This is a genomic window from Eubacterium sp. 1001713B170207_170306_E7 (genome assembly GCF_015547515.1).
Classification (GTDB): domain Bacteria; phylum Bacillota; class Clostridia; order Eubacteriales; family Eubacteriaceae; genus Eubacterium.
This window is the reverse complement of record NZ_JADMVE010000004.1, coordinates 302688-316598: the sequence shown is the minus strand read 5'-3', so window position 1 is coordinate 316598 and position 13911 is coordinate 302688. Positions and strand designations below refer to the sequence as shown.

Below are 13911 nucleotides of genomic sequence, written 5' to 3'. Positions count from 1 at the left end.
GAAAAACTACAGAAGGGTCCGAGACCAAAAACAACGTCTTAAAACCGGACGTTTTTTTGACAAATAATAATAATTTTGACATTTTTTGACAAAATCAGGGAACCTCTCGGCGTTTGTTCGTTATTTTTTTAACCATTTTTTCGAGTGTAAAAAATGTCAAAACCTTTTTGACAATTTTTGACAAATCCGACGTTTTTTATTCAAATAATTTAATACGTTTTCATCCAAAGATTTTTCTTAAAAAACTGAAACAAAATTTTGCGGCAGACGGCAGGCTTTTGTATATAAAGGTTGCAAAACTATTAAACCGGGTTGAAATCACTGGTTTTTTGATGCGTTTTACGAATATGGCACGGGTCTTGCATTAACAACACACCAAAAGGTTTATGTTAACAACGATCGCATTTGTTGATCAAGAGAAAAAGGAGAAAACGATGGATAACTTATGCAACTACACCAGCAGACAACAATTAGGTATTGAAGTTTTTAACGATGATCAGTGCGCAATGATTCATCAGGCAATTTTGGAGGTATTAAAAGAAGTCGGCGTTGATGTTTATAATGACAAAGCCCTTGAAATTCTTAAAAAGGCCGGTGCGTTTGTGGACGGCAGACGCGTTCGTTTCCCTGCTGCAATGGTTGAGAGCGCGATCCAGTCCGCACCATCCCAGGTAACGCTCTACGCACAGGATATGGAATCCAAAATGATTCTTGGCGGCAAGCGCTTTTATTACGGTCCTGGACCAACCGTTATCAACACGCTGGACCCTTACACCGGAGAGCGGAAAATTCCTCAGTATGAAGATACCTGCAAGGCTGTCAAGGTCATGGATGCCCTTCCGAACATTGACTATCTGATGGACTTTGGAACCATTGAAGGTGTTGAAACCAATGTGCTGGACGTGTACTGCTTTAAGGCAATGTTTGAAAACTCACCAAAACCGATTTTACACTGGGCGTACAACCGCAGCAATGTTCAGGCAATGATCGACATGGGGGCCAAGGTTCGCGGCAGTCTGGAAGAGCTTGAAAAATATCCGTTCTTCTCGGTTTATTCTGAACCGATCACCCCGCTGATTCACGAAAATGAAGGTCTGGATGTTATGATGACCATGGCTGAGCACGGGCTGCCAGCGGTCTATACCTCTGCTGCCCAGGCCGGTATGACCGCTCCGGTTACACTGGCAGGCACCATGGTAGTCGAGCTGGCCGAATCCCTGTCCGGTCTGGTAATCAACCAGCTGATCAAGGAAGGCGCGCCTTATATCATGGGCGGTGTCTGTACCTGTGTGGATATGTCGTCAATGCAGATTACCTACAGCTCACCGGAATTCAACCTGCTGCAGGGCGGCTTGAGCAAGATGTCTCAGTTCTATAACCTTCCGGTATTTACAACGGCTGGCTGCTCAGACTCCAAATGTCTCGACCAGCAGCATGGCATTGACCAGGCGACCAGTATCCTGATGTCCGCCCTTTATGGCGGCAATCTGATCCACGATGTCGGGTACATGGAATCCGGCCTGCTGACCTCCATGGAAGCCCTCGTGATCGCAGATGAAATCATCGGACAGACCAAGCAGATGATCCGCGGCATTGAAGTGACCGACGAATCCCTGGCTGTCAATATCATCAAGAATGTGGGACCAGGCGGGAACTTCCTGGCCGAACGCCAGACCTTTGATAAGTTCAAAACCGAATGGTGGCTGCCGCAGCTGTTTAACCGCAAAGTATACACCAACTGGGAAGCAGACGGCAAACCAGAGCTTAAGGATCTTGCCAACGCGAAGGTCAGAGATATTCTCGAAAACCACCAGCCTAAAACCATCCCCGAAGATGTCAGCAAAGACTGCGACGATATCCTGAAAGCTTTAATCGCTAAGTATAATTAAGAAAAAGGTGTATCGCTTGAATTAAGGCAGATGACAGTCTGCCTTAATTCCTCTATAATGTTCCTTGTGGCATAAAATGAATTATGAAAGTGAGGGGAAAAATGGATAAGCAGCAAACAACAGAAAAAAAGGGATTCTTTGATATTGTGAATAAGTGGGTATTCTTTTCATCGGGAATCGCCCTTGTTATTTTTGTAGCTTTTGGCTGTATTGCACCGCAGGCCTTTGCCAACGGCGCCAACGCAGCGTTGAATTTTGTTCTTAAATACTTCTCTTGGTTTATTACGCCGGCCGCTTTCTTTATGGTTATCTTCTGCCTGTGGGCCGGTTTCAGCAAGTATGGTAAAATCAAGCTGGGAGGACCTGACGCCAAACCGAAAATAAGCAAACCTGTTTGGTTTGCCATCGCCCTGACCTCGGGGATCGCTGTTGGCATCAACTACTATGGCGTTTATGAGCCCATCAGCTTTGTTTATAATCCACCGGCATTTCTGGGGGTAGAGCCCCTGTCCTCCGGAGCGATTTTGAACTCTCTGAAGTATACCTTCCTGCACTGGTGCCTGCATCCCTATGCCATCTACACAACCGCAGGCCTTTGCGTGGTGTTTTTGATCTACAATGCAAAAAAACGTTACCGTGTCTGTACGTCGCTGTACCCGCTTCTGGGTAAAAAGACCTATGGCGGTATTGGTAATTTTATCGATGCCGTTGCTATTTTTGCCATCATCGGCGGGATCGCCACATCACTGGGATTCGCGACGCTGCAGATCGCCCGTGGACTGGACACGATTGTCGGCTTTGAGAGCAATATGGTCAACTGGCTGATTATCATCGCCATCATGACTGTGTTCTACACAGCCTCCAGTATTTCAGGCCTGCACAAGGGGATCACCTATATCAGTAACCTGAATACTGTTCTGTATTTCTTTGTTTTAATCTTTTCATTTATTGTAGTCGATCCCATCGGCGTCACCGAGCTGACCATTACCGCTATCGGCCAGTACTTCAATGAATTTGTCAATCTATCACTGTTCCTTGATCCCATCGCCAGAACCGGCTGGGTAGGGGCAAACAACGTGTTCTTCAATACCTGGTGGATGGTCTTTGCGCCGCTGATCGGCCTGTTTCTGGTCAAGCTGGCCTACGGCCGGACAATCCGGGAATTTGTCACGGTTAATCTGATCGCGCCGGTCGTGTTCTCCTTTGTCTGGTTTGGCGTATTTGGCGGCGGCAGCATTATTCTTGAAAAATTCTTTGGAACAAATATCGGGGAAGTTGTCGAACAGGTAGGCTCAGATATGGCCTTGTACGCATTCTTTAATCAGCTGCCGTGGAGCAAGTTTATGAACGTTATCGCTCTGCTCATCGTCATTTTATCCTTTGTAACACTGGCAGAATCCATGACCATGTCCATTTCAGCCATGACGCTCAAAGAATTTAAGGATGAGACCGGTGAGGCAAGCCCTCCGAGAATTGTCAGTATTTTCTGGGGCGCCATCATGGCTTTGGCGGCATACACGCTGTTGATTTCTGGGGGAACCGATGCTCTGCAGACCTCGGTTATTGTGTGCGGCCTGCCCCTCTGCGTGATTATGGTCTTTATGATGGCCTCGTACTTCAAATCGATGAAGCGCCTTGACGAGTATGATATCTACAGTAAAGGGGATTTATCGGTCTATGATACAGATGAGAAAGAACGGCTGGAAAGAATTGCGGCGGCTGAGACAGAGGCTGATGGAAATAGTGTTGAAAAAATTGAGTGATCAATAAAAGGGGCGGACACGTTCGCCCCTTTTATCCGATTTTTAGAATGTTATAATAATCAAAGCGGCTTAGTTTTTAAACGGTTTCTAAAGGAGGTATTGATAATGACGGAAACAGATACAAAAATGAATGATAAAATACAAGAATTCATCGACTTTATTAATTTGAGATACAAGGGCCTGATAATAACAGACCCGTTTGGGAAAATTGTCAAAGTCAATGACCGTTTTTTAGAAATTTTTCATTTGAATACCAGCGAGGGGCTGGAATTTCACCTTGAGGAGCTGCTCTTAAAATACGGCATCGATGAGGATTCTGAATATTTTTATGATCTGGATAAAAATCAGGTAAATGTCCGGTTTAAAAGGATGTCCTTTGATGCGGAAACAGCGGTTAATATCTGGATTTTTGAGGTGGTCGGACTGGAGAATGCCCGGATGAGCCTTTTGGAAACCATTGTCCAGTTCAGCAAGGATGGGGTCCACGCGGTTAACCAGGATGGAAAAATGATCATTTACAATGAGGCCCAGGGAAAAATCGACCACTATGAGCCGTCAGAAGTCATCGGCAAGCACGCCATGGACATCTATGCGCTGGATTATGAATCCAGTCTGCTGTTGAAGGTACTGAAAACGCAAAAACCCATCGAGAATGTGAGACAGGGCTATTATACCAAGGCAGGAACCTTTGTGGATTGTGTCACTTCGGTTATCCCGCTTTTTTATCATGGAAAACTTTTCGGGTCAGCCGCCATCGTGCGGGATTACAATGGCATTCTCCAGACCCTCGAAAAGGAGCAGGTGAATCCTGAGAAAATCAAGAGTATCACCACCCAGCCCAATTATGAATCCAAGCAGACACGTTATACCTTTGACAGCATTATTACGGTGAACCCCGAGCTCGCAAAAAGCATACAATCTGCCAAGCAGGCAGCCCAGACCGACTCCAATATTCTAATTATCGGCGAAACAGGAACTGGGAAGGAAATGTTTGCCCAGAGTATCCATGCCTACAGCTCGCGGCGGGACAAACCCTTTCTTGCCATCAACTGCGCGGCCATACCGGAATCCCTGCTGGAGGGTCTGCTGTTCGGGACAACCAAGGGCTCCTTTACCGGGGCCACGGATAAGCCCGGCCTCTTTGAGGAGGCGGACGGCGGCACCATTTTTCTGGACGAGATCAACTCCATGTCCCTGTTTCTCCAGTCAAAGCTTTTAAGGGTTCTGGAGGAGCGGACAGTCACGCGCCTGGGCTCAAATAAAATGATTCATGTGAGTGCGCGCATCATTTCAAGCTGCAACGAAAACCCTGCCCAGGCCATTCAGGACAATAATTTCAGAAGCGACCTTTTTTACCGGCTGGCGGTGGTCTATATCGTGATTCCGTCGCTGCGGATGCGCTTGGATGATGTGAGCCTGTTGACAAAGTATTTTATCGAGATGTACAATCGACAATTTGATAAGAAAATTGTCGGGGTCGATTCAGAGGTTCAGCAGCTTTTTGATAATTACAGCTGGCCGGGCAATGTGCGGCAGCTCAGGCACCTTTTAGAGTCGGCCATGAACGTCATCGACCCGGACGAAACCTGTATCGGTATACGGCACCTGCCCAAATATATTTTGGGTGAGGACAAAATTGGAAACTATGAGGGACAGCCAGAGCAGCGTGGTGAAATAAGGACTTCGGTTTCGGTCGACAAGGGACAGAATATTTTTGAGGAATTAAAGGAAAAAGAGAAAGAGTTTATAATCGAAAGCCTGACAAAAAACGGCGGAAACATCGCAAAAACTGCCAAGCAGATGGGCATGAGCCGGCAGAAGCTGTACTATAAGCTCAAAAAATACAATTTAAAATAGAGCCGTGGAGGGGTGTTCAGGAAAGTAAGGGGAGTAAGATGTTTAAAGGGATTATCATTGCGGTTATCGGCGCGGCGGCCTATGGCTTTATCTCACTTTTCACCAAGAATCTGGTCAATCTGTCCGTAAACAGCGACACCATACTGGTCAGCCGGTTTATGATTATTTTCATGGTGGCCGGCACTTATCTGGTAATCAGAAAAAAACTTGTGAGGCCTTCCGGAAAACAGATCAAAGATTTGTTGATATACGGCGTTATCGGCTACGGCGGGGCAATTTTTCTTTTGGCGGAGTCCTATATTTTTATGCCGATGAGCCAGGCGACCATGATTCATTTTTCGTATCCGCTTTTTGTCGCGCTTTTTATGGTGGTCTTTTACAGGGAAAAAATGACCTGGGTAAAGGCGGCGGCCCTGTTTCTGACCTGCCTGGGAATTGCCTTTCTCATGGAATTTAACTTTACCGTAAACATTGTTGGGCTGCTGATCGCCCTTTTATCCGGCGCGGCCTTTGGCTTTTATATGGTCAGCGTCAGCGAGAGCAGTATCAAAGACCTGGACCCGGTCAATCTGCTTTTTTATCTGGCGCTGGTGGTAGTGCTTGTGTTTGGCACCTGGGGCCTGATCAAGGGAGAACTTCACCTTGTTAATCTCGGATCAGCGGTTTACATGTCGATGTTGGGGGTGGCTGCGCTGTCCATTATTGGTATCGGCTTTTCGACGGTTGCCATCCACACCATCGGCCCCACCTATGCGGCGATGATCTGTGTGCTTGAGCCGGTAGTTGCGCTTTTGTGCGGCGTTGCCGTTTTTCAGGAGCCGCTGACAGCCTATAGTCTTCTGGGGAGCCTGATGATGCTGGCGGTTATTTTGCTGATTGCTTTTGAGGGCTATCTCAGAAAGAAAAAAATCAGAAAGAGGGAATAAAAATGGAAAATGAAGCAAAAAAAGTATATGATTTTTTGGACAAGCTTGGTGTGCAATATCAGGTGATCGAGCATCCGCCGGTTTATACCTGCGAAGAGCTGGAGCAATATATGGATGATGTGAAGGGCGCGCACTGCAAGAACCTTTTACTGCGCAACAAAAAAGGAAACCGGCACATTCTGGTTATTCTGGAGGAGTCCAAGCAGATGAATATCAAAGCCTTTGGAAAGCAGATCGGTGTCAGCAATCTGAGCTTTGCCTCTGAGGAACGGCTGCTCAAATATCTGGGCGTCACCACCGGCGCGGTCTCTGTTTTTGGCATTATTAATGATCAGAACCATGAGGTAGAGGTCTATATTGATGAGGATGTCCTGGACGAGGAATTTGTGAATTTCCACCCAAATGTCAATACGGCCACAGTGCACTTCAGTGCGGAAGGTCTGAAGCAGTTTCTGGCAGCCTGCGGCAACCCGGTGGAGCGGGTCAGCATATAAAAAGGATTGTGAGGAAAGATGGGATGCTATAGAGGAATACCAGTCCGCATGAATCAGGAAAAACTGTTTGAGCAGATGCATATCCGCAAGGAGCTCTGGAATTATAATGAATATGAAAGGGCCTATGATGAACTGGCCGAGGAACTTCCCGGACTCATTGAACCGTGTGGGGTTTATAAGCTCATTCCAAATGAAATGGGCCCGTCGATCCACAGAGAGCTGACAGGGCTCAGCCATCTGGTATGCAGTATGGTCACGCTGGGGCCGGGGATCAGCGAACGCTGCACTGCCTATTTTATGGAAAAGGATTATCTGAAAGGCCTGATGATTGACAGCATTGCCGATCAGGTTTTATTTGATCTGTCAAATGATTTTTATCAGATTATCAAAGAGGACGTCTGCGCCCGTAAGGGGTATGGCCTGACGGTCCGTTTCGCCCCGGATGACCGGCTGATTCCAATCCATTTTCAGAAAGCGATACTGGAGGCGGTGGACGGCCGCCGCCAGCTGGCCGTGGATATCACGGAGGGGTACATGTACAATCCCATAAAAACCCTGGGATATGTCTATGGAGCTGACCAGGAAATCTGCACCTCCGGGGTAGACCATGACTGCCGTCTCTGCTCAAATACGGACTGTGCGTTCCGGAAAACAGAAAAGCGTCCGGCGTGATGCGGTGTATACGCCAAAACAGCGTGTACCGCTGATATACCTGAAAAGCCCAAAAACCGGGCTTTTTTTGTTGTATAACCAACCAAAACCGTTCAATTTGTCAAAAATCTACCTAAATAAAATAATAATTTACAAGGCATGATCTGGAAAAGGCTATATAATTGAATAAAACATTTATTAGATTAAGTACAATAAATGTTTTATTCTGACAGAGGAGTAAGTGATTGATATGGCAAAGCTTATGGTGATCGGCGGATTTTTAGGCGCCGGAAAAACAACGGCAATGATTGAAGTGGCAAAAACACTTAAAAAAATAGGAAATACCGTGGGGCTCATTACCAATGACCAGACCGATTATCTGGTAGATACCCAATATGTTGAAAATCATGATCTTGAAGTTACAGAGCTGACAGGAAGCTGCTTCTGCTGTAATTATCCAGGCTTCGCAGAACGCGTGGACGAAATGCGTCAGGAAGATTATATTCTGGCAGAGCCGGTTGGCAGTTGTACGGATTTGGTTTCGACGATTATGAAGCCTTCCAAAGAGGGAAAAGCCGGCGCGCTGGAGGTGCTGCCGCTTTCTGTTCTGGTAGAGCCTGGACGCCTGAAGGATTTTATGGATAATAATACCGAAGCCTTTTCGGAAGGCGTTTATTACATCATGGACAAGCAGATGGAGGAAGCAGACTTTATCATTTTAAACAAGGTCGATACCCTCGACGCTGACGAAAAAGAAAAGCTGGTGGGCTATTTAAATGAAAAATACCCTGAAAGCCGCGTGATGGAAATTTCCGCAAGAGAGGGAAAAGGAGTGGAAACCTGGCTTCTGGCGGTTCTTTCTGCGGATATTGCGGCTGCCAACGCAAAGAAAATGGATGTGGTCTATGAAACCTACGGCAACGCAGAAGCCGAAATGGGCTGGCTGAACGCCAAGGCTGAAATCAATGCCAGAAACGCTGTGAACGGCGACGAGCTCATGAGCGCGCTGGGCGAGGCACTGAAGGAAGCCGTGATAAAAGAAGGCGGCGAGATCGGCCATCTGAAGCTTTATCTGGATACGGATAAGGGCGCCTCAAAGCTGAGCTGTGTCGGTGTCCGCCAGCCGGTAGAGCTGGACCAGTCCCTCGGACAGGAAATGACAAAGGGGCAGCTGACCATTAACCTGAGAGCGGCGGTCGACCCAAAGCTGCTTGAAAAACACACCAGTGAAAAGGTTGGAGCGCTGGCCGAAAGTCTTGGCTTCAACGCTGAAAATCTGGTCATCGAGGCTTTCCGGCCAGGGTTCCCGGACCCGACCTACCGGATGTAAAGCCTTTACCAAAAAACAGGGAAAATCTACCAAAAAAACAGGCTGATTTCGTATACATATGCGGCTTCGGCCTCTTTTTCGTGGAGAATTTCCCAAAAAAACAAAGTCACCTACAATCATATTTTCCTTTAAAATTATATACTTAACACAAGATAAAACAAATGAAGCATGATGAACAAAACAATTTTGGAGGAAAAAATGGGTAAAGAACTTTTATTAAAAACATTGAGACACGAACAGACAGACGGTGTGCCGTTTGTTCCGTTCAGCGGCGTGCACGCAGGTTCCTTAAAAGGCTATACAGCCAGAGAAGTTTTGACAGACGGCGATAAATTATATGAATCATTGATGGAGGTTCATAAATTATATACACCGGACGGGATGCCGATCATTTTTGACTTACAGATCGAAGCTGAAATTTTGGGCTGCGAGCTGCTGTGGGCAGAGGATAATCCGCCTTCTGTTATGAGCCACCCCTTTGCCGGCGAACTCAAGGTACCGTGCAAATGCAAGATTCCTAAGAAAACCGATGGCCGTATCCCAATGGTGCTGGATGTTATGCGCCGGGTGAAAGAAGCTGTAGGCGACGACACGGCTTTATATGGCCTGATCTGCGGCCCGGTCACCCTGGCTTCACATATCCGCGGAAGTGAATTCTTCATGGATATTATTATGTATCCCGATTACGTCAAAGAGCTGGTCGCTTTCTGTACCGAAGTCTGCAACGCCATGACCGACTATTACGTGGAAGCAGGAATGGATGTTATCGCTCTGGTCGACCCGATCATCAGCCAGATTTCACCGAAATCCATTGAAGAGCTGTTTATGGATCAATTCAAGGTGGCCTTTGACTATATTCGCAGCAAGGGCGCTCTTGGCTGTTTCTTTGTCTGCGGCGATGCGACCATTCAGATGGATGTAATGTGCCGGACCGAGCCGGACGGCGTTTCCATTGACGAAAATGTCAATATCAATGAAGCCAAGAAGATTACCGACCAGTACAACATCGCGATCGGCGGGAACATTCCGCTTACAACAACCATGCTTTTCGGGACACAGCAGGATAATATGAAATACGTTGTCGATATGTTGGACAACATTGATCATCACAACCTCATCGTAAGCCCGGGCTGCGACATGCCTTACAGCGTGCCCATGGAAAACACCATCGCGTGTGTTCAGGCGGTTAAACACACCGAGGAAGTCCGCGAAATGGTCAAGAATTACGAAGCGGTCGATACCCTTGGCGATGTAGATCTGCCGGATTATGAAAATCTGGATAAGCCTTTCATCGAAGTCTTTACCCTTGACCCGGTTCAGTGCGCTGCCTGTACTTATATGGAAAAAGCCGCTATGCTGGCCAAGGAAGAATTCGGCGACGACATTGATATTGCCGTTTATAAATACTGTATTAAAGAGGATATTGCGCGTACGCAGAAGATGGGCGTACAGCATCTCCCATCCATTTACATCAACGGACAGCTGGTATGGTCTTCCATCATCCCAAGCCGTCAGGAAATTGTAGATGAAGTGAAAAAATACTTATAAAAAACAACACCAGGGTGGGTGCCTCAGGTTACCCACCCTGTTTTCAGTGGAGGGAAAAATGAAGCTAGTACTTTTAACCGGTTTTTTAGGATCTGGTAAAACGACCTTTTTAACAAATTTGCTAAAAAGCTTTAAGGATGTCAAAATTGGGGTTTTAATGAATGAGTTCGGAGAAAAAAGCATTGACGGAGAGCTCATTAAAGGCGATGATTTTGATTTGCTTGAGTTGACAGGCGGTTCTGTTTTCTGTGCCTGTTTAAAGGAAAATTATATTAAAGGACTGGTAGGCTTTCTGGATTACGATTTAGAGTATGTTTTTGTGGAGTCCTCCGGTGTAGCCGATCCCTCAAATATGGGAACCATTTTGGAGACAGTGACCTCAATCAGCGGAAAAGCCTATGATTACCTTGGCGCGATCTGCATTGTGGACGGCTTGTATTTTCTGGAGCAATACGATTTGATTCCGGCGCTGCATAAGCAGCTGGTTTACAGCAATGCGGTCATTATCAATAAAACAGATTTACAGAGCGAGGACAGGCTGAACCAGATTGAGGAAAAGATCAGGGAAGTAAACGGCCGTACCAAGATATACAGGGCCGCCTTCTGCGAGGTTTCCATGGAAGCAGTTCTCGCCGAAATGAACGGAGAACAGCCAGCTCCGGTTGAGACCACCAACACCTGGGAATCCCGTCCAAAGACAAGCGTTCTGCGTGTCGATGCGCCTTTGGATTATCAGAAATTCGGCGCTTTCCTGCACGACATCAAAAAACACGCCTACCGGATTAAAGGCTTTGTAAAAACCAACGCCGGTGATTTTGAGGTCAGCTGTGTCAATGAGTTCGCGGTGATGAATCCCTGGAAAACTAGCCTCGAGCAGACAGAAATAGTCATCATCTCCTCGATCGGCATTAAGATTATCAGCGAAGTGCTGGCCGCCTGGAAAAAGTTTTTAGGCGATGTTCCCATGGAATTCAGGTAGGAATAATATGAGTACCATTTATCAGTTTTCAACCTTTGAGGCCTTTAAAAACCGCGGCTTTGACGGCTGCGGAACGGTCAGGATGCTCCTCGAGCACGGCGATATCGGATTTGGAACCTATCATGCACTGGATGGAGAAATGATTGTTCTGGACGGGGTGCCCTACCAGGCAGACGGCGACTGCCGCGCCCGGAGAGCCGGTGAAAATGAGCGGACGCCCTTTGCCACGGTCTCGGATTTTATACCGGATACGCACTTTGATCTGGGCGGATTCACAGACATGGATGATCTCTGCCGTCTGCTGGATGAGCAGCTGAAAGCCCAGATTCATGAGCGCTGCTTTATCGGACGTTTGGACGGCCGCTTTAAAACAATCGAGATCCACAGTGTCTGGCCAGTCCAAAAACCCTACGAGGCGCTGGACGTGATTGTGGGACGTCAGAAATGTGTGACGCTTAAGGCGGTTGATGGCACGCTGGTGGGCGTCCGCTGTCCTGAGTGGGCCGATGGAAAAAACTTTGTGGGCTGGCATTTTCATTTTTTATCAAAGGATCAAAAATGGGGAGGCCATGTAAATCAGGTGAGCGGCCACAGGCTGGCCGGCAGCTTTAAAATCTGTAGTCAGATTAAAGAGATTGATCATCGCTGAGTCGCTTGAAATTTTTTTGAAAACATGCTATAATAATAAAATATAAAAAGTTTTAAATTATAAGGATACAATAATGTATTTTAGTTTATTGCTTAAAAATAAAAATATCGGGTCTTACTCGGTATTTTTATTTTTTGACACAGCAGACAGAATACAGATTGTGTCCTTTTGTTTTGCCTGTGTGAAACAGATAAAATCGAATTACAGGTTGGAGGAAAAATGAAAAAAGAACCGAAGTATGAAAATGTGCGGGATTTTCTCAGGAAAAAGGATATTGAGTTTTCTGCCCAGCGCTATCTGATCGACGCGCTGAAATACATGGCCTTTGGCCTGTTCGGAACGCTGCTCATGGGCAGTATCCTGAATCAGGTGGGAATATTATTTCACATTCCCTTTTTAAGCGAGACCTTGTGGCCGGCAGCCCAGGCTATGACAGGGCCCGCCATTGCGGTGGCGGTCGCCTTCGGGCTCAATGCGCCGCCGCTTGTTCTGTTTTCCATCACCGTGGCCGGTTTTCTGGGCAATGCCCAGGGCGGGCCGGCCGGCGCTCTGATCGCCGCGGTCATCGGTGCTGAGTTTGGCAAGGCGGTTTCAGGAGAGACAAAGGTGGATATTTTAGTAACGCCCTTTGTGACCATGCTCGTCGGCTCAATTGTCGCCGTGGTGGTTGGCCCGCCGATCGGCGCTTTTATGACGGCTCTGGGAAATGTGATCATGTGGGCCACCGAGCAGCAGCCCGTTATCATGGGGATTGTCATCTCGGTGATCGTGGGGGCAGTGCTCACCCTGCCGATTTCCAGCGCGGCCCTGTGCATCATGCTGAACCTCTCCGGCATAGCCGCCGGGGCGGCCACAGTGGGCTGCTGTTGTCAGATGGTTGGCTTTGCGGTCCAGAGCTATAAGGAAAACGGGATCGGCGGCCTGGCGGCCCAGGGGCTTGGTACTTCAATGATTCAGGTGCCCAATATCATTAAAAACTGGCGTATATGGATACCGCCCACGGCGGCTTCGGCAGTGCTGGGACCTCTGGCCACCACGGTTTTCCAGATGCAGAACACGCCAGTCGCTGCCGGAATGGGCACCTGCGGCCTTGTGGGGCAGATCGGCACAGTCATGGCCATGACAGAGGCCGGACAGCCAATGGTCCAGATTGTGCTTGGCATTGCCCTGCTTCAAATCATTTTGCCGGCAGCTGTGACCATGGTTTTCTATAAGCTCTGTGCCAGAGCCGGATGGATAAAAGCCGGGGATATGAAATTAGATTTATAAACCACTGGCATCATTAAGGTTTTAGCGTTATAATGAGTTCCGTTAACGCTTAAGAATGGAGCAGCATGATGACAAAAGATGCGCGAAGGCGCTTTTTACTGCGGGTTGTATTTGTGTTTTATATAGGTTTTCTGGCAATGGTCACGCTGCTGCCCACATCCAACATTGCCTATGAGTCCAGCTACAATCTGCTGCCGCTTACCAATATTGATAATTATGTCTATGATATTGTGCACGGCGGGATAATAAACTGGGAATTTTTAGCCACCAGGCCGAGCGATGCGGTGAGTATTCTGTACAACACCTTTACCTACTCCTTCCGGAATCTGGCAGGAAACATTGCGCTTTTTATCCCGTTGGGGTTGTTGTACCCGCTTTGCAGAAAAAAACGGGTGAGCTTTCCCCATATACTGATTGTGACGGTCGGAACCACCGCGTTGATCGAACTGCTGCAATTTGCCTTTCTGTCAAGCCGCAGTGCGGATGTGGATGATCTGATCCTTAACTTTATCGGCGGTATGATCGGTTACCTGATCTATAAATGGATTGAATGACG

At 47.4% G+C, this 13911-nt stretch carries 12 protein-coding genes; all 12 read left to right on the top strand.

Annotation, left to right across the window (positions count from 1 at the left end; genetic code table 11):
* Positions 1-386 precede the first annotated feature (386 nt).
* Positions 387-1889, top strand: a complete 1503-nt coding sequence (locus tag I2B62_RS12115) for a trimethylamine methyltransferase family protein (RefSeq protein ID WP_279354788.1) — start codon at positions 387-389, stop codon at positions 1887-1889.
* A 101-nt stretch (positions 1890-1990) separates the two neighbouring features.
* Positions 1991-3652 carry a BCCT family transporter gene (locus tag I2B62_RS12110; protein WP_195269329.1) on the top strand — a complete coding sequence of 554 codons (1662 nt, stop codon included), beginning with the start codon at positions 1991-1993 and terminating at the stop codon, positions 3650-3652.
* Positions 3653-3757: 105 nt separating this feature from the next.
* Entirely contained in the window at positions 3758-5509 is a 1752-nt protein-coding gene (locus I2B62_RS12105) for a sigma 54-interacting transcriptional regulator (protein WP_195269328.1), read from the top strand.
* 38 nt (positions 5510-5547) lie between these two features.
* Positions 5548-6435 (top strand): DMT family transporter, encoded by an 888-nt coding sequence (locus I2B62_RS12100; RefSeq protein ID WP_195269327.1) that lies wholly within the window; start codon positions 5548-5550, stop codon positions 6433-6435.
* Between the two features lie 2 nt (positions 6436-6437).
* Positions 6438-6929 (top strand): prolyl-tRNA synthetase associated domain-containing protein, encoded by a 492-nt coding sequence (locus I2B62_RS12095; protein ID WP_195269326.1) that lies wholly within the window; start codon positions 6438-6440, stop codon positions 6927-6929.
* A gap of 48 nt (positions 6930-6977) precedes the next feature.
* Positions 6978-7601, top strand: a complete 624-nt coding sequence (locus tag I2B62_RS12090) for a 5-methyltetrahydrofolate--homocysteine methyltransferase (protein ID WP_243259502.1) — start codon at positions 6978-6980, stop codon at positions 7599-7601.
* A gap of 229 nt (positions 7602-7830) precedes the next feature.
* A complete protein-coding gene (locus tag I2B62_RS12085; RefSeq protein WP_195269324.1) occupies positions 7831-8910 on the top strand; it encodes a GTP-binding protein in 1080 nt (359 codons plus the stop codon).
* 198 nt (positions 8911-9108) lie between these two features.
* Positions 9109-10458, top strand: a complete 1350-nt coding sequence (locus tag I2B62_RS12080) for a uroporphyrinogen decarboxylase family protein (RefSeq protein WP_195269323.1) — start codon at positions 9109-9111, stop codon at positions 10456-10458.
* A 58-nt stretch (positions 10459-10516) separates the two neighbouring features.
* On the top strand, positions 10517-11437 hold the full coding sequence (locus I2B62_RS12075; RefSeq protein WP_195269322.1) for a CobW family GTP-binding protein: 921 nt from the start codon (positions 10517-10519) through the stop codon (positions 11435-11437).
* Between the two features lie 7 nt (positions 11438-11444).
* Positions 11445-12086: an acetolactate decarboxylase gene (locus I2B62_RS12070; protein WP_195269321.1), complete on the top strand. Its 642-nt coding sequence runs from the start codon at positions 11445-11447 to the stop codon at positions 12084-12086.
* A 219-nt stretch (positions 12087-12305) separates the two neighbouring features.
* Positions 12306-13355: a PTS sugar transporter subunit IIC gene (locus I2B62_RS12065; RefSeq protein WP_195269320.1), complete on the top strand. Its 1050-nt coding sequence runs from the start codon at positions 12306-12308 to the stop codon at positions 13353-13355.
* Between the two features lie 65 nt (positions 13356-13420).
* Positions 13421-13909 (top strand): VanZ family protein, encoded by a 489-nt coding sequence (locus tag I2B62_RS12060; RefSeq protein WP_243259501.1) that lies wholly within the window; start codon positions 13421-13423, stop codon positions 13907-13909.
* Positions 13910-13911: the final 2 nt, after the last annotated feature.

What these genes read in the sequence shown, in the direction of transcription:
- I2B62_RS12115 (WP_279354788.1), top strand. Translation starts at nt 387, where the DNA reads ATGTTAACAACGATCGCATTTGTTGATCAAGAGAAAAAGGAGAAAACG.
- I2B62_RS12110 (WP_195269329.1), top strand. Translation starts at nt 1,991, where the DNA reads ATGGATAAGCAGCAAACAACAGAAAAAAAGGGATTCTTTGATATTGTG.
- I2B62_RS12105 (WP_195269328.1), top strand. Translation starts at nt 3,758, where the DNA reads ATGACGGAAACAGATACAAAAATGAATGATAAAATACAAGAATTCATC.
- I2B62_RS12100 (WP_195269327.1), top strand. Translation starts at nt 5,548, where the DNA reads ATGTTTAAAGGGATTATCATTGCGGTTATCGGCGCGGCGGCCTATGGC.
- I2B62_RS12095 (WP_195269326.1), top strand. Translation starts at nt 6,438, where the DNA reads ATGGAAAATGAAGCAAAAAAAGTATATGATTTTTTGGACAAGCTTGGT.
- I2B62_RS12090 (WP_243259502.1), top strand. Translation starts at nt 6,978, where the DNA reads ATGAATCAGGAAAAACTGTTTGAGCAGATGCATATCCGCAAGGAGCTC.
- I2B62_RS12085 (WP_195269324.1), top strand. Translation starts at nt 7,831, where the DNA reads ATGGCAAAGCTTATGGTGATCGGCGGATTTTTAGGCGCCGGAAAAACA.
- I2B62_RS12080 (WP_195269323.1), top strand. Translation starts at nt 9,109, where the DNA reads ATGGGTAAAGAACTTTTATTAAAAACATTGAGACACGAACAGACAGAC.
- I2B62_RS12075 (WP_195269322.1), top strand. Translation starts at nt 10,517, where the DNA reads ATGAAGCTAGTACTTTTAACCGGTTTTTTAGGATCTGGTAAAACGACC.
- I2B62_RS12070 (WP_195269321.1), top strand. Translation starts at nt 11,445, where the DNA reads ATGAGTACCATTTATCAGTTTTCAACCTTTGAGGCCTTTAAAAACCGC.
- I2B62_RS12065 (WP_195269320.1), top strand. Translation starts at nt 12,306, where the DNA reads ATGAAAAAAGAACCGAAGTATGAAAATGTGCGGGATTTTCTCAGGAAA.
- I2B62_RS12060 (WP_243259501.1), top strand. Translation starts at nt 13,421, where the DNA reads ATGATGACAAAAGATGCGCGAAGGCGCTTTTTACTGCGGGTTGTATTT.